The sequence below is a fragment of the Streptococcus sp. SPS1 genome, assembly GCF_030439915.1.
In the GTDB taxonomy this organism is placed as follows: domain Bacteria; phylum Bacillota; class Bacilli; order Lactobacillales; family Streptococcaceae; genus Streptococcus.
This window is the reverse complement of sequence record NZ_JAQFJG010000003.1, coordinates 27,651-47,000: the sequence shown is the minus strand read 5'-3', so window position 1 is coordinate 47,000 and position 19,350 is coordinate 27,651. Positions and strand designations below refer to the sequence as shown.

Genomic DNA, 19,350 nt, shown 5'->3' with positions numbered 1-19,350 from the left:
TTCTCCTTATTTCTCAATTGTTAAATCGTATATTGCTACTACTTCGTTCTCGGATATTTCCCCAGTTTCTTTAAATCCATAACTGAGGTAACAAGATCTTGCATGTTCATTTTCTGGTTCATAAGACAACCAAAGTTTATTGCTTAAACCTGCTGGCGCTGTCCGAACATAGTCTAGTACTTTATCCATAATTGGTTTAAAATATCCTTGATTTTGAAAATTCTTATCAATCATAAAACGAAATAGTAAATAATTTCCACTACTAATTCCGATCTTTTTATCATAAGCTAACATCACAAAACCTATGATTGCATCATTATCATAAACTGCCAATGGAGCTACAAAATCTCCATTTTTAGTGTAGACATATGCTTCAGCTAAACTAATTGCGTTGGTAGCAATAAATTGTTTTTGATATTCCTTAACATCCAAATGCAGAACATCAAAATAATTTTCCATTGTAACATCTCTTAGTTCAATTGTCATAGTTTTGCTCCTTGTTAGAGGTTATCATTGGCGCAAAATAATGTTTACGGCAAACCGAGATATAGGTTTCATTTCCACCAATCTGGATCTGCTCACCATCATAAACGGGTAGTCCATCCTGTGTACGCAAAACCATAGTTGCCTTTTTCTTACAATACTGACAGATGGTCTTAATTTCGTCGATCTTGTCTGCTAAAAGCAAGAGGTATTTGGAACCTTCGAACAGTTCATTGCGAAAGTCATTTTTCAAGCCAAAAGCCATGACAGGTATGTCTAACTCATCAACAACACGAGCTAGATCGTAAACATGGTGACGCTTGAGAAACTGGGTTTCATCGACCAAAACACAGTAAGGCTTTTCTGGTAGGTCTCGGATATAGCCAAAGATATCCGTCGTCTCCTCAATCGCAAGGGCAGGGCGTTTCATGCCAATTCGACTCGACACATAGCCAACACCGTCACGCGTATCCAGAGCCGAGGTCATAATCACAACACCTTTTCCTTGCTCCTCATAGTTATAGGCCACCTTGAGAATCTCAATCGTCTTACCAGAGTTCATGGTCCCATAACGATAATACAACTGTGCCATGTTTCTTGCTTCACGTCCATTTCTAAATTTTTGCTACATTCTAGTATATCATAATTTTCTTAAGCTTTAAACGGCAAAATGTGGTAAAATAGAAGAAATCAAAACTAGTGGAGGAAGCCATTATGCCATTTGTACGCATTGATTTATTTGAAGGACGCACGCTCGAGCAAAAGAAAGCTCTTGCTAAGGAAGTAACGGAAGCTGTTGTTCGCAACACTGGAGCTCCTCAATCTGCTGTCCATGTCATCATCAACGACATGCCAGAAGGAACTTATTTCCCACAAGGGGAAATGCGCACCAAATAAGCTAGCTTAAGCAGAATTGCTTAGGCTTTTTCAATCTCCAAGTAGCATCCATTGAAGAAATAGTTCAAATTTGTTACAATTTGAAAAGAGACTTGGAAAAATTTCCAAGAAAAGAGCCATTTATTAAAGGAAACATTATGATTACACGTGAATTTGATACCATCGCTGCTATCTCTACTCCACTAGGCGAAGGAGCTATCGGTATTGTCCGCCTGAGCGGAACAGAAAGTTTTGCTATTGCGCAAAAGATTTTTAAAGGAAAAGACTTGAGTCAGGTTGCTAGCCATACCCTTAACTACGGTCACATCGTTGATCCTCTGACTGGTAAAGTCATGGACGAGGTTATGGTTGGGGCTATGAAGTCTCCAAAGACCTTCACTCGTGAGGATATTATCGAGATTAACACTCACGGCGGGATTGCGGTGACCAATGAAATTCTCCAGCTAGCTATTCGTGAAGGAGCTAGATTGGCTGAACCTGGTGAATTTACCAAACGTGCCTTCCTAAATGGACGTGTGGACTTGACTCAGGCTGAGGCGGTCATGGATATCATCCGCGCCAAGACAGACAAGGCCATGAACATTGCGGTCAAACAATTAGATGGTTCCCTTTCTGATCTTATCAATAATACCCGTCAAGAAATCCTCAATACACTTGCCCAAGTCGAGGTCAATATTGATTATCCTGAGTACGACGATGTTGAGGAAGCCACTACTGCTGTTGTCCGTGAAAAGACTATGGAGTTTGAGCAATTGCTAACCAATCTTCTTAGAACAGCCCGCCGCGGTAAAATCCTCCGTGAAGGAATTTCCACTGCTATTATCGGACGCCCAAACGTTGGAAAATCAAGCCTGCTTAACAACCTCTTACGTGAGGACAAGGCCATCGTCACAGACATTGCTGGTACTACTCGAGATGTCATTGAAGAATACGTCAACATCAACGGTGTCCCTCTCAAATTGATTGATACAGCCGGTATCCGTGAAACGGATGATATCGTGGAACAAATTGGAGTTGAGCGTTCGAAAAAAGCTCTTAAGGAAGCTGACTTGGTGCTGCTAGTACTAAACGCTAGCGAGCCCTTAACTGCCCAAGACCGACAACTTCTTGAAATTAGTCAGGACACAAACCGCATTATTCTTCTTAATAAAACCGACTTGCCTGAAGCGATTGAAACCTCGGAACTTCCAGAAGATGTCATCCGTATTTCAGTTCTTAAAAACCAAAACATTGATAAGATTGAAGAACGCATTAACAACCTCTTCTTTGAAAATGCTGGTCTAGTCGAGCAAGATGCAACCTACTTGTCCAACGCCCGTCATATTTCCTTGATTGAGAAGGCTATTGAAAGTTTGCAGGCTGTTAATGAAGGACTGGAACTAGGTATGCCAGTTGACTTGCTTCAAGTTGACTTGACTCGTACTTGGGAAATCCTCGGAGAAATCACTGGGGATGCTGCTCCTGATGAACTCATTACCCAACTCTTTAGCCAATTCTGTTTAGGAAAATAGGAAAATCCATGATCGTTCTTGCGGTCATGGATTTTATTGTCTTTATTAGTAATCTGGTCTTAAGACCCCTGTTACAGTTGCCTTAGTTGCTTCGTAGTCGCCATCTACGACAACCTTGATAATGCGTTTGGCATCTTCTTCTGGTGCTGGAACAAGAGGTAGACGAGTTGGACCAGCTTCAAATCCCATATAGTTGAGAACTGCCTTAACTGGAGCAGGACTTGGATAAGAGAAGAGGGCATTGACCTTAGGAATGAACTTGCGCTGAATAGCCGCTGCTTTTTTCATATCGCTTTCTGCAATGGCAGTAAACATCTCGTGCATTTCATCCCCATTTGTATGGGATGCAACAGAAATAACCCCGTCAGCACCAAGGTTCATGGCATGGAAAGCATCTCCATCCTCACCTGTATAAATCAAGAATTCTTCAGGCTTGTGCTCAATCAAGTAAGCCATATTAGCCAAGCTAGTACATTCTTTGACACCGATAATATTAGGATGGTCAGCTAAACGAAGCATGGTTTCTGGAGTCAATTCGACAACCACACGACCTGGAATGTTATAGATAATAATAGGTAAGTCAGAAGCATCTGCAATAGCTTTAAAGTGCTGATACATTCCTTCTTGAGAAGGTTTGTTGTAGTAAGGCACAATAGCAAGCCCAGCAGCAAAACCACCAAATTCTGCTACTTCTTTGACAAACTCGATCGAGTCACGCGTATCATTGGTACCTACACCTGCAATCAAAGGGACACGTCCATTAACAATCTTTTGTACAGCCGCAAAGAGCTCCAACTCTTCATCGTGAGTCAATGTCGGACTCTCAGCAGTCGTTCCCGCAAGAAGAATTCCGTCTGTATGATGCGCCAATAAATGCTCAATCAAGGCTGGAATGGCATCAAAGTTGATAGAGCCATCCTCGTGGAAGGGAGTAATAAAGGCTGTGATGATTTTACACTCTTTTAAATCTTGATAAGACATGAGAAACACCTCTCTATTTCAAAGAAGGAGCTCATCTGAACTCCTAAACGATATGACTATTTTAATTCAAATTTCAATTCGGCAGTTGGACGAACCAAGCCACGTTCATGAAGAGTTTCAGCAATCTGAACTGAGTTCCAAGCAGCACCTTTGAGAAGGTTATCTGAAACAACCCACATGTGGATTCCTTTTTCAGCATCCAAGTCTTTACGGATACGACCAACAAAGGTATCACGCGATCCCACTGCATTGATGGCTTGAGGATAAATTTGATGAGCGACATCATCTTCAAGGACAGCGCCTGGGAAAGCTGCGATAGCTGCTTTCACTTTTTCAATTGGAGCCACTTCTTTTGTTTCGATGTAAACAGACTCAGAGTGAGCTGACAAGACTGGAATACGCACACATGTTGCAGATACTGCAATGCTGTCATCTTCCATAATTTTCTTAGTTTCCTTGGTCATCTTCATCTCTTCGTATGTGTAATCATTGTCAGTGAAGACATCGATTTGTGGAAGAGCATTGAAGGCGATAGGATAATGTTTCTTGTCACCACCTGAAGGCAAGATTTCCGCATGCAAATCACGTGGGTTTACACCATCATTCAAGACTTCACGAAGTTCACGTTGTGTTTCAAGAATCGCTCCCATACCAGCACCTGAGACGGCTTGGTAAGTTGAAACGATGATACGATCCAAGCCCCATTTTTGACGGACAGGTTCAAGCGCCACCATCATTTGGATTGTTGAACAGTTAGGGCAAGCAATAATCCCGTTGTGGGCATCAAGTGCGTGAGCATTGACCTCTGGAACAACCAAAGGAACATCTGGATTTTGACGGAAGTAAGATGTATTATCTACTACTACCGCACCAGCTTTCACTGCGTATGGTGCATACTTAGCTGATGTAGAACCACCTGCTGAAAAGAGAGCGATGTCAACTCCTTCAAAAGCTGTTTCAGTCGTTTCTTCAATCGTAATGTCTTGGTCTTTAAATTTCAAAGTCTTGCCTGCTGAACGTGCAGAAGCAAGTAAACGAATTTTATCGATTGGAAGTGTTGATTCTTCCAACATTTTTATCATCTGAGCTCCGACAGCACCTGTCGCGCCGACTACAGCAACTGTATATCCCATAAATAACCTCTTTCGGAATTTTCTAAAAATTTCTATAATAGAAGTATTATACTACTTTTTCCATGAATTGCAAAGCTTTTTCATCATTTTTTGGAAAATAAAAATCCCCAGTCGCTAGACTAGGGACTAAGAGGCATCTTCATGTGATGAGCAGGTTCACACAACTCATCAAGGTCCGCTCCTGCGTTATGACCTCCTTATGCTCAATAGTAGTCCGAAGACTACCTATCGACTCATCGCATATTCTATTCTACTAAAGAGAATGACTTTTGTCAACAGACGAAACTCTTTATACTCTTCGAAAATCTCTTCAAACTTCGTCAGCATCGCCTTACCGTATATATGGTTACTGACTTCGTCAGTTTCATCTACAACCTCAAAAACATGTTTTGAGCTGACTTCATCAGTTCTATCTACAACCTCAAAGCAGTGCTTTGAGCAAGCTGCGGCTAGCTTCCTAGTTTTCTCTTTGACTTTCATTGAGTATTAGTTTTATTTACACAAGTGCATAAGAAACATCTTTGAAAAATTTGGGGCAGATTTGGGGCAGACATAACAAAAACCCTTGATTTACAAAGGTTTTCTTGTCTATTTAATGCTAATTGCCGGGATTGAACCGGCGACCTCATCCTTACCATGGATGCGCTCTGCCAACTGAGCTAAATCAGCTTACTTGAAAAGTATACTATAATCAGAAAAGCTTGTCAAGTTTCCTTAGAAATTTTCTATAAGAAAAAGCCAGGTAAAGGCTACCTAGCTTATCTTCTTCTATTTGCTTAAATCGATTCGACGACCAATTTTACCGATAATAATCGCTCCAATAATCAATGAGGCAAATTCACCAATCCCTGTTGTAAACCAAGTAAGGAAGAATGGTAATTCTGCTACAATATTTAACTCTGCAGCGATAGTAAACATGGAAATTGAAAAGAGGATTGAAAAGAAGAAATGATCTTTTCGAATCAATCCGTTAAAGAGGTAATCCTTGCTGTATTTTGCAAAAAGCCAAACACCTAAACTGAGGAATACCAAGGTTGATCCACCACCAACAAAGACATCTAGGAGTCCGAAGCTAAAGAAATTAGCAATCATACAACCGATAGTAACTCCGATGATGTACTTGGGATTGTAAAAAGCCATAAAGTTCATCATTTCTGAAATACGGAACTGATAAGCACCATAGCTAATGGCATTTAGAGGCGGTGTGACAGTCAAAACGACATAGATAGCAGCGACGATTGCAATATCTGCAACATCACGAATAGTTAATTTTTTCATCTTTTCTCCTTTAGCGGTTATCCGCGTGTAATATGCTTGGTGAAAGAAGCTAAGCACCAAGGGTTGCTTTATTCAACCTTACTAGTATAGCACAATAGCCTGCTTTATGCTATACTTAAAGCATGAAAAAACCTATTCAAAATTTTTTTAACAATGAAATCTTAGCCTATCTCTTTTTTGGCCTTGCAACAACTCTAGTTTCGATTCTCTCACGACTAGTCATTTATCAACTAAGTCATCAGGAACTCCTTGCTACCGCCCTAGCAAATAGTATTGGTATCCTATTTGCCTTTATCACAAATGATACGATTGTATTTAAGCAAAAAAAGAAAAATAGACTTATCCGTTTAGTGAAATTTTTTCTTGCCCGCCTTTCTACTTTTCTATTAGATTTGCTCTTTACTTTTCTGTTTGTGACTCAATTCCCTCATATCATAGGGCAATTCGTAAATGAAAATCTTGATAAAGTAAATGCAATTGAAACGATTATTGCACAAATACTCATTATTATCATCAATTATATCTTGAGCAAGGTCTATATTTTTAGAAAATAATATTCCATTTATGAGCCTTTTAATTGCCTTCTATAATGATTTAGGATACAATGAAACACGAAACGTTGAAAGGAAAACAGTATGTTAAAAAATCTAAAATCATTCTTGCTTAGAGGAAATGTTATTGACCTTGCTGTCGGTGTTGTCATTGCCTCTGCTTTTGGTGCTATCGTCACTTCGCTTGTAAATGACATTATCACTCCTCTTATTTTAAATCCCGCTTTGAAAGCTGCTAAAGTCGAACGTATCGCTCAACTGTCTTGGCATGGAGTCGGCTATGGTAACTTTTTAAGTGCTATTATCAATTTTATCTTTGTCGGTACCGCCCTCTTCTTTATTATCAAGGGTATTGAAAAAGCACAGAAACTGACTGGCATAAAGGAAGAAAAAACTGACGAAAAAAAACCAACCGAATTGGAAGTACTTCAAGAAATCAAAGCTCTCCTTGAGAAAAAATAATCGTTTAAAAGGATCTAGCGCAAAGCTAAATCCTTTTTCTTTACTCTTTGGGTAACTTGCCTGCTTTTTCTAGCATCTTCTTGATAAGATAAGGCATCTTGACATTCTCCCGACCTTTTTTCTCAATCAGTTTTTTCACAAATTCTGGCATTTGTAAATCTTCAGATTCAGCCAAAATGTTTTTCGTCTCGTCTGAAGGAACTAACTCATCAAAGGTCTCTTCTTCTGGGAGAAATTCCTTAAACTCTTGATGTTCATTGGCTCTAACTGTATTGACCAAGGCATCAATTAAGCGAGAATCTGTATTTGGCATTGGTGGACGATGGTAGTTGACACCCAATTCCTGACACAAGTCATAACATTCCACATCATTGTCAAACAAGACTTCAATATGCTCGCTGATGAAGCTGATAGGAACAAAAATATAATGGTCTGGATGTTCTGTCTGTTCTCTGAGATATTCTAATACATCTGGCTTAATCCATGGAATCCCAATATCACTCTCACTTTGCCAGGTATTTGTATATTGCTCGGAACTCAAACCTAGTTTTTCAGCAACTAACTTGCTATTTTCAAAAATTTGGTCAATATATGGGTCACCAAAATCCAAGGCAAAAATGGGCACACTATGGGCTGAAAAGATGACTTTAACGCTATCCTGCTTTACTTCTTCTTTTAAAATCTTGGCAATTTCATCTGCCCAATAATTTAAGAGCGCCTCTTCTTGATACCAGTCCTTAATGACCAAAAATTGAATTTGTTTGCTTTCTAAAAATTTTTCATAGCCCATGACAGAGTAAAAAGAATAGTGAGGCTCCAAAATCAAACAAATACACTGTTCAATTCCGTCTGCTTCCATCTGACCAATCACATCTGGAATAAAAGGTCTGGAAAATTTATTGGCAAAATAGACACTATATTCATTTCCCAGTCTAGCTTCTACCAAGGCAACTTCTTGACGGGTAATTCTTTGCAGAGGTGTGCCTCCAATTCGTACATAATTATCATAGAGAGTTTGAATCTCATGGTCTTGAGGTCTTACTCCACGACGAATATTTGTGAAAAAATCAGCTACACCTTCAAAGGTAATCTCTTCCGGTGAACCGAAGGTCATCATTAAAATTGCTTTTTTCATAACTGCTTCCTTGTGATATTTTTATCAAATTTATTTTATCATGAATCCACTGATAAGTAAACGCTAACATAGCGACATTCACAATCTTTTGTTTTTCTCTTCTTTCTATGATACAATGGAAAAAATGAATTCAAAAGGAGTTTTTTATGACTTACCCCAATCTCTTGGACCGCTTTTTAACCTACGTTAAGGTCAACACGCGCTCTGATGAACACTCTACTACTACTCCAAGTACACAGAGTCAGGTTGACTTTGCAACCAATGTTCTTATTCCTGAAATGAAACGTGTTGGACTGCAAAATGTCTACTACCTTCCGAATGGTTTTGCTATTGGAACCTTGCCAGCTAACGATCCATCTTTAACACGTAAAATTGGCTTCATCTCCCACATGGATACTGCTGATTTTAATGCCGAAGGAGTTAATCCTCAGGTAATTGAAAACTACGATGGTGGTGTGATTGAACTAGGGAATTCTGGTTTCAAACTCGATCCAGCCGACTTCAAGAGTCTTGAGAAATATCCAGGACAAACGCTCATCACAACCGATGGAACAACCTTGCTGGGGGCTGATGACAAGTCAGGAATTGCTGAAATTATGACAGCCATTGAATATCTGACTGCCCACCCTGAAATCAAACACTGTGAAATTCGTGTTGGTTTTGGTCCAGATGAAGAAATCGGTGTTGGTGCTAATCAATTTGATGCAGAAGATTTTGATGTGGATTTTGCCTACACAGTTGATGGTGGCCCACTAGGTGAACTTCAGTACGAGACCTTTTCAGCAGCGGGTGCTGAATTGCATTTCCAAGGACGTAATGTCCACCCTGGTACTGCCAAAGGGCAAATGGTCAACGCCCTTCAGCTAGCAATTAATTTTCACAATCAACTTCCAGAAAAGGACAGACCTGAGTTAACGGATGGTTACCAAGGTTTCTATCATCTAATGGATGTAACAGGTAGCGTTGAGGAGGCAAGTGCTAGCTACATCATTCGTGATTTTGAAAAAGATGCCTTTGCAGCGCGTAAAGCAACTATGAAGTCTATCGCTGATAAGATGAATCAAGAACTTGGGAGCGACCGTGTCACTCTCAACTTGACAGACCAGTACTACAATATGAAAGAAGTCATTGAAAAAGATATGACTCCAATTACCATTGCTAAAGCCGTTATGGAAGATCTGGGTATCACTCCTATTATCGAACCAATTCGTGGAGGGACAGACGGCTCTAAGATTTCCTTTATGGGAATCCCAACTCCGAATATCTTTGCGGGTGGTGAAAACATGCACGGACGTTTTGAATACGTCAGCCTTCAGACTATGGAACGTGCAGTTGATACAATCATTGGTATCGTAGCTTATAAATACTAAAAAGACGAGGTAGCTCAGCTACTTCGCCTTTCTTTTTATTATGCTGGTTTTTCTTGATTTCCAGCACTTGTTGTAGATTCTGCTGTTTCCTTTTCTGAAGTTGATTCAGCAGGTTTAGAATCTGTTGCGTTGCTCGGTTTGTTTTCGTCGCTAGCAGTTTCACTGTTAGATTCTGTAGCTACATTTGGTTGGCTCTCAGCACTGGTGTTATCACCATTTGCCTCGGCATTTCTTGCTGGACTTGTTTCTTCACTTGCGCTAGCTTTTGACTGGATTTGGTGATTCAAAACTAGAATAGCTTTGGTCAATTCAAGTAAAGCGGCTTTGTCTTTACTCTTAGCTGAAAGTTGATCTAGTAATGCATCCACTTTATCAAAGTCCTCATCAGAACCATTATTACTTTCTAAATAAGAGTGAAGCGATATGAGAATATCGTAGAGTTTTTGATAGAGTACAAGTGTCTGAGGATCTTGTTCAGCATTTTCCTTTTCTTGTTGAAGGGCGCTAGCGATACGAGTCAAGACATCTTTTACCTGGCTGTTTACTTCATCCAAGTCTGCATCAGCCTTGTTTGTGGCAGCTTTGAGATTTTCTACTTCTTCTGCCAAGGATTGTCTGATTCCTTCTTCTTGGATTTGCTCCAAGAGTTGAGTTGCCTTGCTCAAGAGGCTTTCTACTTCTTCCTTGCTAACATGATTGACATGCTCTTCTTTTTTAAGATCAGGATAAAGATCTTTCAAAAATTCATAAATCGCTTGCTTAGCAGATTGGTTATCAACTTTTTCTTTATCTAAAACTGTTTCATTTACTTTTGTAGAAGCTGGCTGATTTTTCAAAGCCTCTTCTACTTCTTGTTTTGTTTGGTAAATGCTTGGGAACAGTTTATTCAAGTCCACAGCCTTACGGAAGGATTGGGATTGATATAAAGTAAAAGTCAAATTAGCTACTTTATTACGAAGATCCTCATTTAAACGACTATCATTTACATTCTCATAGAAGTACTTGATGTATTCCACTGTTGTATCACCAGTACGATCATTAAAGTCTTGAAGAGCTTGAAGTTGTGATTCAACCGCTGCTAAAGCAGCCTCATCTTTAGCCAATTTAGCTTCTTGGAGTCGAACGAGAAGGTCTTTCTTTGGAAGTCCATAAGAGTCTGTATCCAAGGTATTGATTTTATCAATCAAGGCCTGATATTTCTTATCTAAAGCACTTGTTTCAACAGGTTTGATACTTTCATCAATATGGATATATTGCTTATCAAAGAGTTCTAATGTCGCAAGATAACCTGCTGTAGAGTTAGTTGCCAGTTTCTTCATGTTTTCAGTAAACTGACCTAAGGCTAACTCAATCTGTCTTTGTTCAATAGGCTTGTCTTTGTAGATACTTCTGCTATCAGCTAGAAGTTGATCTACTTTTGCCAAGACTGCCTTCTCATCAAAAGCTCCTGGTTGGTAGTTGGATTGTAGGGCTGGAATCTTGTTTTTCAAAGCCACTTCATATCCCTTAGTTTGCACCTTGATGTAGTGATTATGGTCGCCATGAGGAATCACAAAACTACCATTTTCTACCTGTAAACTATAAGGAGACACACCATCACGTAAGGCAGTCGTATAAAGTTCATTTAGGAAATCAAGTTCTGGATTTCCAGTTTGGAGTGGCAAACGAACATGTTCCTTACGAACAGCATAGGGATGGATATGAGTTGGATCATAGGCTTGGTCTGGATTTCCAAAGACAAAGAATCCGTTTGAAATTCTAATCGCTTCAAGTGGAACACCATAGGTCTTAGAAATGTAAGCAATCTTTTCTTCATCACTAGCATCTCTTGAGAAAGACTCTACCGTTTTAGCAAGAGGTTTTACAGGCTCTGCATCATGATGTGTTTTCAGATGATCCTGTGCGGCCTTAATTTGCTCTGCTGTCAAATCTTTCTTGAAGAAGTAATGATTGTGGTCTCCGTGACTCATGACAAAGCCTTGCTCATCCTCACTAATGACACGATCGGCATCAAAACCGTGATCGTGATCTTCACCATGATGGTGGTCATGCTCATCATCATCGTGATCATCATGGGCTGGACTTGGTGTTGCTGGCGTTTTACCTCTCAAATGATCCTGCGCTGCCTTAATTTGGTCTGCTGTCAAATCTTTCTTGAAGAAGTAATGATTGTGATTACCATGAGTCATGATAAATCCTGCCGCATCTTCCGCAATAATGCGATTAGCATCAAAGCCGTGCCCATCTTCTTCATGTTCCTCATGTGAAGTTCCTGGATTGATTGGAAGAGATGGCGAAGGTGTTGTTAGACTATTACTTGGAAGAGTCGGTTGTCCAATTTGATTCAACTTAGGAATGTAATGGAAATGATCACCATGTCTTACGATATAAGCTGTTGCTGTTTCCTCAACAATATCTTTTGGATTAAAAATATAGCCATCAGATGTTGAAGAGATAGGCTTATTTGTAAGTAATGAGGCATGATTCAAAGTAGATGGACTACTTGAAAGACTTCCTAGACTAGACGCTACTTCATGAGGTTTTGCATTTGTAGAAACCGTAGAACCAGTTCCACCGATAGGCACCATTCTAGCAATCTTTTCTTCTAAAGCAGAAAGTTTGCTATAAGGAATAAAGTGATAATGGTCGCCATGCGGAATCGCAACTCCATTTGCCGTACGACTGATAATCTTAGCAGGGTCAAAGACCAGACCGTCTGATTCACTGTAACGTTGGTCGCTAGGTGAATCATAGAGTTCTTTCAATAGACTTTGGAGATTTTCAGCCTTACTTTCTGGCTTGCTAGTTAATCCTTGCACTGTAGATTGAGTATTATTGTCACTAGCTGCTGAAGAATAGCTTAACTGACTCGGTTGCGTATTTTTACCAGCTAGATGAGCTTTTGCTGCTGCTAATTCACTAGCAGATAAATCACTTTTTGGAATGTAGTGATAGTGACCTCCGTGGGGAACGATATAAGCATCACCCGTATCTTCGATAATATCAGCTGGATTAAAGACATAACCATCATCTGTCGTATAACGTCCCTGAGACCTTGCTGCAGCAACATTAGAGTTGACCTTCTCATTATCTTTGACATGTTCTTGTTTTTGACGATTGATTTCATCCTTGGTTCGAACATTATCAGCATGAGCTGCATCTTTTAGGTAGACATAATATTTTCCATCGACCTTGATGATATAACCACCTTTGACTTCATTGACAATATCAGCGTCTTTAAGTTGATAGTTTGGATCCTTCATCAAGAGTTCTTCACTAAAAAGGGCATCATAAGGAACTTTCCCATTATAGTAATGATAGTGGTCACCGTGTGACGTCACATAGCCCTGATCTGTAATTTTGATGACAATTTGCTCAGCCTGAATTCCTTCTTTTTGGCTGACCTGGTCTGGTGTCAGGTTTTCAGTTTTCTGACTTGACTGATTACCATCCACATAAGAAACACGATTATTGTCCTTATTTTCCTGCGAACGATGCTGGTTCAGTGCATAGGCGCAAAGACTCAAGGATACGATAACAGCTGATCCAGCTGCTATATACTTTTTACTGAATTTCATAAATCCCTCATTTCAATAAATGATGAAGCTTTTTCTCAACTTCTTTTTCTCGGTTAAACAATTTTTCTAAACCGGTTATTTAACCGTTTAATTAACCAGTAAATAGTTTACCTTTTTTAAGTTTATCTGTCAAGATTTTTATATCATTTAAAAAAATAAAAGCCAGTATTACTACTGACTCTTACATTATATCGATTTAATAGGATAAACTTATGCTTCTGGCTTCGTCTCAATTGACTCACTACCTTTTAACAAAGCAAGTAATTTTTCTGCCTCTGTCATGATGTCATTATTATCCATGGTTTGCAGGCTCAAGTTACCTCGTAAACTAGCCAGGGTTTCAGTCGCAGTAGCTTTCAGACTAGCATCCGTTACTTTATCAAGTAAAGCTTCTACTTCTTTGAGTTTAGCTTCTACTTTTGCAGTCTCTACTTGATGGACTTCTGGCTCTTCTGTAGTATCTTCAGCTTCTTCCTCTGTCTCGTCTTCATCAGTGCTTGGTCTATAAAGATTATCTGCTGAAGGATTTAAACCAGCGTGATTCTCTTTTTCATCAGATTCAGAGCGAGTTGGCTCACTTACTTCATCATGTTCCTTATTTTCATCAGGTTTACCGTCTTGGTCTGCCTTATTTTTACGAACATGGTCGCTAGCATTACCCCAACCATTATCTGAATGAGGACGTTGGTCCGGATGTTCAACGTAGTATTTTACAGTCGCAAATAAATCTTCTAAGGTATAACCCTCAGGTGCCTTATAGAGTCCTTCGTCAAACCATGCAAACTTAAGATTATGATAGTGATCAAAGTGAGGAATTATAAAGTAACCATTCTGTACAGCTACAGTATACTGTAAATGATTTGGTATTTTTTCTAATGGTACCTTGTTCTCAGCTGTTACGCGGTTATAGATAGCTTCTGTCCCTGTTGCCTCTGGTTTTGCTTCAGTAGAATTTGGAGCTTGTAAGCCTTTTTCTTTAGCATAAGCCTGAGCTGCTGCCCTTTCAGCTTCAGATAAGCTGTCTTTTTTAATCCAGTGGCTATGGTTCAAGTGTGGAGTGACGTAGGCATTTCCTGCATCACTTTCAATATCATGTTCGTCAAAAATGTAGCCATCTGAGGTTGTATATTTACCTGCTAATTTCGCTAATTTAATTTCATCGTTTGTATAGGCAATTTGAGCATTTGGTTTGCCAAGGCGTTCTGGATGGGTAATTGGTGCTAGAAATGCCAATAAATCATCTACCAATTTTACTTTATTATTAGAAGATTCATTATTCAAGCGTTCTGCTAATTTGTCTAAGGCTTGGAAATCAACAGCACGCCCCTTATTTTCAGACAAGGCTTTATGAGCCTGGGTTAACAGATTATAAGCTTTATCATAAAATTCTTTGTCACGAGAAGAGACGTTTTCTTTCTTCGCAACTAGAGCATGTGTCTCTTGAGTTTTCTTAGACAAGAGATTTTCAATAGCATCAATCTTATCCTTAGCCAAGTCTTTAGCAAAAACATAGTGACTGACACCAGCAATTTCCACAACATATCCTTTTCCAACTTTTCTAACAACCTGTTCTACTGCAAAATTAGTTTGTTTTTTCTCAGTTGACGGTTGAGCTTGCGGTTTTGGTGCTGGTTTCAAATAATGCATTCCTGGCAAGACTATACCATTTTGTCCTTTTAACGGAATCATGCTTGCAATCCTCTGCTCTAAATCAGACATTTGTGAATAAGGGATAAAGTGATAATGATTTCCGTGAGGCACAGCAACACCATTTGCTGTACGATCTGTTATTTGTGCTGGGTCGAATACCAAGCCATCCGATTCCACATGTCGTTCTGACAAAGGTTTGGCATACAATTCACGTAAAAGGCTTGAAATATCTTCCCCTTGATTCTGATGATAAGTTGGAGTGACAGTTAGATTGTGGTTCTCTGACAAGCTTGGTTGAGCTGGATTTGCATTATGACTAAAACTTGAAGAAGGACGAGACCCCTGCTTCCCATTCCAATAGGCTTGAGCAGCAGCCAATTCTCCTGCTGACAAAGCGCCTTTTGGTATATAGTGAAAATGGTTGCCGTGCGGTACAATAAAAGCGTCTCCTGTATCTTCAATCACATCTGACGGACTAAATACATATCCATCATCCGTTGTATAGGCGCCTCCAGTTCCTCGATTCGATGCTTGCGTATTGAGATTAAAGTTTGGTTTAATGGTTGAACTTGGTTTAGCAGGACTACTTGGTTTCGTATTGTCAGAATGACTTTGAACTGGCTGACCTCCAATTGGTAGATTTCGAGCCAATTTTTCTTCCAAAGCAGACATTTGTGAATAAGGAATGAAATGGAAATGATCTCCGTGAGGTACTGCCACACCATTTGCAGTACGTTTTATAATCTGTGCTGGGTCAAATACTAATCCATCAGACTCCACATGACGTTGGCTAAGTGGCAAAGCGTACAATTCTTGAAGGAGACTAGCTAAATCCTCACTTTGACTTTCAGAATCTGTTGCAGGATTTTGAGGTGTCTCAGATGGACTCCTTCTCACACTAGATCTTGTTTCTCCCCTGCTTGAACGGTATTCAACCGTACTTAATTGGCCACCTTTTCCAGATAAGAAGGCTTGGGCTGCAGCTAATTCACTAGCAGACAAGTCACTCTTAGGAATATAGTGGAAGTGATTACCATGAGGAACGATATAGGCATCACCTGTATCTTCTATAATATCAGAGGCATTAAAGATATAACCATCATCCGTTGTATAGCGCCCTTGAGCTCTGGCTACAGCAACAGCATTATCTGTGCTTGAATTATGATTATGACTGTGTTCTTGCTTCTGACGTTTAATCTCTTCTTTTGTCCGAATATTGTCAGCATGGGCGGCATCCTTGAGGTAAACATAGTATTTCCCGTCTACCTTAATGACATAGCCACCCTTGATTTCATTGACAATGTCTGAATCCTTCAACTGATAATTCGGATCTTTCATGAGAAGTTCTTCACTGATGATGGCATCATAAGGAACCTTACCATTATAGTAATGATAATGGTCTCCATGAGAGGTCACATAACCTTGATCCGTAATCTTGATGACAATTTGTTCGGCGTTGATTCCCTCTCTCTCTTACTGACTTCATCTGGTGTCAAATTTTCTGCCTTTTGACCAGCCTGATCACCGTCTATATAAGCAACTCGATTAGACTCTTTCTTAGCCTGACCAGCTTGGTAACGACCAAGTTCATAGGAACAAACACTTAGGGCAAGAACTGCCACTGAACCTGCTACATATTTTTTATTGATTTTCATTCTTTCCTCACTTTAATTCTTCTGCTAAAACACTTATATTTTCTTCAAGATTTTCTAAATAGGTCTTGTCATTTTGTGGGTCTGCCTCTAAAGGATTCAGAGTTTTAAGACCCACACCTGTTGATTTGACAAGAGTTTCAGCTACTTTTGAAGAAGCATTGCTTTCTGTAAAAATTGTTTTAACTTTATAGGTTTTAACAAATTCCTGAATTTCTGTTAGTTGTCTTGGACTTGGTTCTTGTTCTGGAGAGATACCAGCGATTCCAAGTTGATTAAGTCCAAATCTCTTCGCTAGATAAGAAAAGGCTGTATGTTGTGTTACAAATGTTTTCTGACTCGCTTTTTCAAATTTAGGCTGGAATTTCTTAGTTAGTTCTTGAGCTTTTTTGATAAAGGCTTGCGCATTTTTCTGGTAAGTTTCTTTATGCTCACTATCAACCTCTGAAAGTTTATCAGCGATAATCTGAGCTTCTTCTCCAGCTTTTTCAGGATCTAGCCATGTGTGAGGATCATAAAGCGTTTTTTCATCAACTCCATCACCTACTTCCACATCTTCTAGCCCTGAGACGCGGTCTAAAGTCATTCCCTCTGAAGCCTCTAAGACCTTCACTTTAGATTTTTTTAGATTGGGATCTAAACTTCCTGCCCAAGATTCGAGTGTATGAGAATGATAAACAAAGACATCTGCATCATAGATGGCCGCGATGTCATTTGCCGAAGGCTCAAAGGAGTGAATCCCACTACTTGACTGAATCATCCGAACATCATTCAAGTCACCAGATACTTCCTTAACCATAGCGTAGATAGGATAAAAACTGGTCACAATTTTCATCCCTTTCCCTGTCTGGCTTTCCTTTTGACCACAGGCTCCTAGCAACAAAAGAAAAACACTTAACAAGACTAAAAATAAATTTTGTTTTTTCATGGATAACCCCTTAACTATTTAATTAACTGGTAAACATTCTACTCCTAAAAATTTAATCTGTCAAGATATTTTTAGAAAAAATTTGAAATTTCTTTCACATATAAAAATCTGCGGAGTTTCAACAACTCAACAGATTCTCACTTTATATACTCAATGAAAATCAAAGAGCAAATTAGGAAGCTAGCCGCAGGCTGCTCAAAACACTGTTTTGAGGTTGTAGATAAGACTGACGAAGTCAGCTCAAAACACTGTTTTGAGGTTGTGGATAGAACTGACGAAGTCAGTAACCATACCTACGGTAAGGCGAAGCTGACGTGGTTTGAAGAGATTTTCGAAGAGTATTATTCTTCTATGGTAGAATGCTTATAACCATAAGTAAAGTAAATAATACTTCCTATCAACAAAGCAACTAGGAAAGCAATCCAGGTTTCCATATTATACTGTAACATGAAGGATAAACAAATGATAATTGATAAAATTGGTAACAGAGGTACCAAGGGTGTTTTAAATTCTCCAGCTTTGGGCATTCCTTTTTCTTTCCGTAAGCGAATCAAGCCGTAAGCAAGCATAATCAAGTAGGCTAAGGTACAAATATTTAAGAAGGCTGCGATACTGGCAAGAGGGAACATTCCTGCTGCTACTGCTGAAGCTATACCTGTCAAGATAGTAGCATTCTTTGGTACCTTGCTTGTCTTCGTCAGTTCCTTAAAGATGGCAGGCATTAAGCCATCGCGCGCTAAACTGTAAATCATACGCGATAGGGCATAGGTCATCGAAATACAAACTGTAATCAAGGTTAAGATAGCCACCAATGACACATAGTTGGCTGCCCAACTAATCCCAACACTACGAAGGGCAAAGGCAACGGCATCGTCGACATTTAGATGGCTATAATGGACCACACCAGTTAAGACAAGCGTCACCAAGGCATAAAGAATGGTTACGATAGAAAGCGATAAGACAATCCCTCTAGGAATATTTTTTTGAGGAGTCTTGACTTCATCTACAGCCATAGAGATGGATTCAAAGCCCAAAAAACCAAAGAACATCAAGGATGCACCAGCCATGATACCGGTACTAGCGCCATAGATTTGTCCAAAACCATAAGGAGCAAAATTACTCCAATTATCAAGTTTGATATGCCAAATTCCTACTAAAACAAAGAGAGCTAAAGCCGAGAATTTCAGAATGACCAAAATTGAATTAAAGCGTAAGGCTGCTTTAGCATTGAGTAAAACAAGCGAAGTCACCAAGACCAAGACAAGAATAGGCAATAAATCAACAAATGTCCCTGCTTGAGGATTAAAGGTACCATTTAAAGCATGAGGAAGGGCTATCCCGTATTGAGAGAGCAAGCCTTTAAAATAAGCTGCCCAACCCGAAGCCACACCTGATATAGCTGTCATGAACTCCATCATGGTTAACCAGCCAGCCAACCAGGCTGGGAATTCTCCTAAGATAGCATAGAGATAACTGTAGGCACCACCTGTAGCAGGTACTCGTGAAGCAAATTCTGCAAAAAAGAGGGCTGATAATCCTACACACAAGGCAGAAATGACGATTGAAATCACTAGGGCTGGACCAGCAAGTGTTGCAGCTGCAGTACCTGTGATTGTAAAGACGCCTGTCCCTACCATGGCTCCGATACCCAGCAAAATCAAATCCCATAACTTCAAATGCCTGTGCATCTCCGTTTTATCCAAACTTACATTCTTTGTTCTAAATATATTCATCTTTTTCT

Annotated in this window: 18 protein-coding genes, 1 tRNA gene and 1 riboswitch; of the genes, 6 read left to right on the top strand and 13 right to left on the bottom strand. The window is 39.6% G+C overall.

Annotation, left to right across the window (positions count from 1 at the left end; translation table 11 throughout):
- Nucleotides 1–6: 6 nt before the first annotated feature.
- Together PCY12_RS03410 and PCY12_RS03405 are read right to left on the bottom strand one after the other, a co-directional pair.
- Nucleotides 7–486, bottom strand: coding sequence for a GNAT family N-acetyltransferase (locus PCY12_RS03410; RefSeq protein WP_173283042.1), 480 nt, complete (start codon nucleotides 484–486; stop codon nucleotides 7–9).
- Complete coding sequence (locus PCY12_RS03405; protein WP_301351531.1) at nucleotides 476–1,075, bottom strand: thymidine kinase; 600 nt, start codon at nucleotides 1,073–1,075, stop codon at nucleotides 476–478. Before PCY12_RS03405 ends, PCY12_RS03410 begins: the two co-directional genes overlap by 11 nt.
- A 122-nt stretch (nucleotides 1,076–1,197) precedes the next feature.
- On the opposite strand from PCY12_RS03405, the gene PCY12_RS03400 reads away from it, so the two are divergent.
- Together PCY12_RS03400 and mnmE are read left to right on the top strand one after the other, a co-directional pair.
- Complete coding sequence (locus PCY12_RS03400; protein WP_001117401.1) at nucleotides 1,198–1,380, top strand: 4-oxalocrotonate tautomerase; 183 nt, start codon at nucleotides 1,198–1,200, stop codon at nucleotides 1,378–1,380.
- Nucleotides 1,381–1,517: 137 nt separating this feature from the next.
- The gene (gene mnmE / locus PCY12_RS03395; RefSeq protein WP_301351529.1) at nucleotides 1,518–2,891 is read left to right on the top strand and encodes a tRNA uridine-5-carboxymethylaminomethyl(34) synthesis GTPase MnmE; all 1,374 of its coding nucleotides are present in this window, start codon (nucleotides 1,518–1,520) and stop codon (nucleotides 2,889–2,891) included.
- A gap of 45 nt (nucleotides 2,892–2,936) precedes the next feature.
- Here mnmE and dapA read toward each other — a convergent pair whose 3' ends face one another.
- The 5 genes from dapA to PCY12_RS03370 all read right to left on the bottom strand — a co-directional run bounded on the left by dapA (nucleotide 2,937) and on the right by PCY12_RS03370 (nucleotide 6,283).
- Nucleotides 2,937–3,872 carry a 4-hydroxy-tetrahydrodipicolinate synthase gene (gene dapA, locus PCY12_RS03390; RefSeq protein WP_000121606.1) on the bottom strand — a complete coding sequence of 312 codons (936 nt, stop codon included), beginning with the start codon at nucleotides 3,870–3,872 and terminating at the stop codon, nucleotides 2,937–2,939.
- Nucleotides 3,873–3,928: 56 nt separating this feature from the next.
- Nucleotides 3,929–5,005, bottom strand: a complete 1,077-nt coding sequence (locus tag PCY12_RS03385; RefSeq protein ID WP_301351527.1) for an aspartate-semialdehyde dehydrogenase — start codon at nucleotides 5,003–5,005, stop codon at nucleotides 3,929–3,931.
- Nucleotides 5,006–5,230: 225 nt separating this feature from the next.
- Nucleotides 5,231–5,485, bottom strand: coding sequence for a hypothetical protein (locus PCY12_RS03380; protein WP_301351525.1), 255 nt, complete (start codon nucleotides 5,483–5,485; stop codon nucleotides 5,231–5,233).
- A 116-nt stretch (nucleotides 5,486–5,601) separates the two neighbouring features.
- Nucleotides 5,602–5,674, bottom strand: a tRNA-Thr gene (locus PCY12_RS03375).
- A 99-nt stretch (nucleotides 5,675–5,773) separates the two neighbouring features.
- Nucleotides 5,774–6,283, bottom strand: coding sequence for a QueT transporter family protein (locus PCY12_RS03370; RefSeq protein WP_000737071.1), 510 nt, complete (start codon nucleotides 6,281–6,283; stop codon nucleotides 5,774–5,776).
- A riboswitch (PreQ1 riboswitch) is annotated at nucleotides 6,281–6,377 on the bottom strand. (Overlaps the previous gene by 3 nt.)
- 28 nt (nucleotides 6,378–6,405) lie before the next feature.
- Between PCY12_RS03370 and PCY12_RS03365 the strand changes: the two genes are divergently transcribed.
- A complete protein-coding gene (locus tag PCY12_RS03365; protein WP_262078757.1) occupies nucleotides 6,406–6,837 on the top strand; it encodes a GtrA family protein in 432 nt (143 codons plus the stop codon).
- 81 nt (nucleotides 6,838–6,918) lie between these two features.
- Complete coding sequence (gene mscL, locus PCY12_RS03360) at nucleotides 6,919–7,296, top strand: large conductance mechanosensitive channel protein MscL (protein ID WP_000916792.1); 378 nt, start codon at nucleotides 6,919–6,921, stop codon at nucleotides 7,294–7,296.
- Between the two features lie 40 nt (nucleotides 7,297–7,336).
- On the opposite strand, the gene hemH is transcribed toward mscL, so the two are convergent.
- Entirely contained in the window at nucleotides 7,337–8,431 is a 1,095-nt protein-coding gene (hemH, locus tag PCY12_RS03355; RefSeq protein WP_301351523.1) for a ferrochelatase, read from the bottom strand.
- A gap of 146 nt (nucleotides 8,432–8,577) precedes the next feature.
- Here hemH and pepT point away from each other — a divergent pair, with 146 nt between their 5' ends.
- A complete protein-coding gene (pepT, locus tag PCY12_RS03350; protein WP_301351521.1) occupies nucleotides 8,578–9,801 on the top strand; it encodes a peptidase T in 1,224 nt (407 codons plus the stop codon).
- A gap of 38 nt (nucleotides 9,802–9,839) precedes the next feature.
- On the opposite strand, the gene PCY12_RS03345 is transcribed toward pepT, so the two are convergent.
- From PCY12_RS03345 to adcAII, 4 genes are all read right to left on the bottom strand, one after another.
- Nucleotides 9,840–13,379, bottom strand: a complete 3,540-nt coding sequence (locus PCY12_RS03345) for a pneumococcal-type histidine triad protein (RefSeq protein ID WP_301351519.1) — start codon at nucleotides 13,377–13,379, stop codon at nucleotides 9,840–9,842.
- Between the two features lie 210 nt (nucleotides 13,380–13,589).
- Complete coding sequence (locus PCY12_RS03340; protein WP_301351711.1) at nucleotides 13,590–16,463, bottom strand: pneumococcal-type histidine triad protein; 2,874 nt, start codon at nucleotides 16,461–16,463, stop codon at nucleotides 13,590–13,592.
- Nucleotides 16,442–16,684: a pneumococcal-type histidine triad protein gene (locus PCY12_RS03335; protein WP_301351517.1), complete on the bottom strand. Its 243-nt coding sequence runs from the start codon at nucleotides 16,682–16,684 to the stop codon at nucleotides 16,442–16,444. Before PCY12_RS03335 ends, PCY12_RS03340 begins: the two co-directional genes overlap by 22 nt.
- A gap of 7 nt (nucleotides 16,685–16,691) precedes the next feature.
- On the bottom strand, nucleotides 16,692–17,609 hold the full coding sequence (gene adcAII / locus PCY12_RS03330) for a zinc-binding lipoprotein AdcAII (RefSeq protein WP_301351515.1): 918 nt from the start codon (nucleotides 17,607–17,609) through the stop codon (nucleotides 16,692–16,694).
- Between the two features lie 153 nt (nucleotides 17,610–17,762).
- Here adcAII and PCY12_RS03325 point away from each other — a divergent pair, with 153 nt between their 5' ends.
- Nucleotides 17,763–17,978 (top strand): hypothetical protein, encoded by a 216-nt coding sequence (locus PCY12_RS03325; RefSeq protein ID WP_301351513.1) that lies wholly within the window; start codon nucleotides 17,763–17,765, stop codon nucleotides 17,976–17,978.
- Here the strand turns inward: PCY12_RS03325 and PCY12_RS03320 are convergent.
- Nucleotides 17,951–19,342: an amino acid permease gene (locus PCY12_RS03320; protein WP_301351511.1), complete on the bottom strand. Its 1,392-nt coding sequence runs from the start codon at nucleotides 19,340–19,342 to the stop codon at nucleotides 17,951–17,953. The genes PCY12_RS03325 and PCY12_RS03320 overlap by 28 nt on opposite strands.
- Nucleotides 19,343–19,350 lie beyond the last annotated feature (8 nt).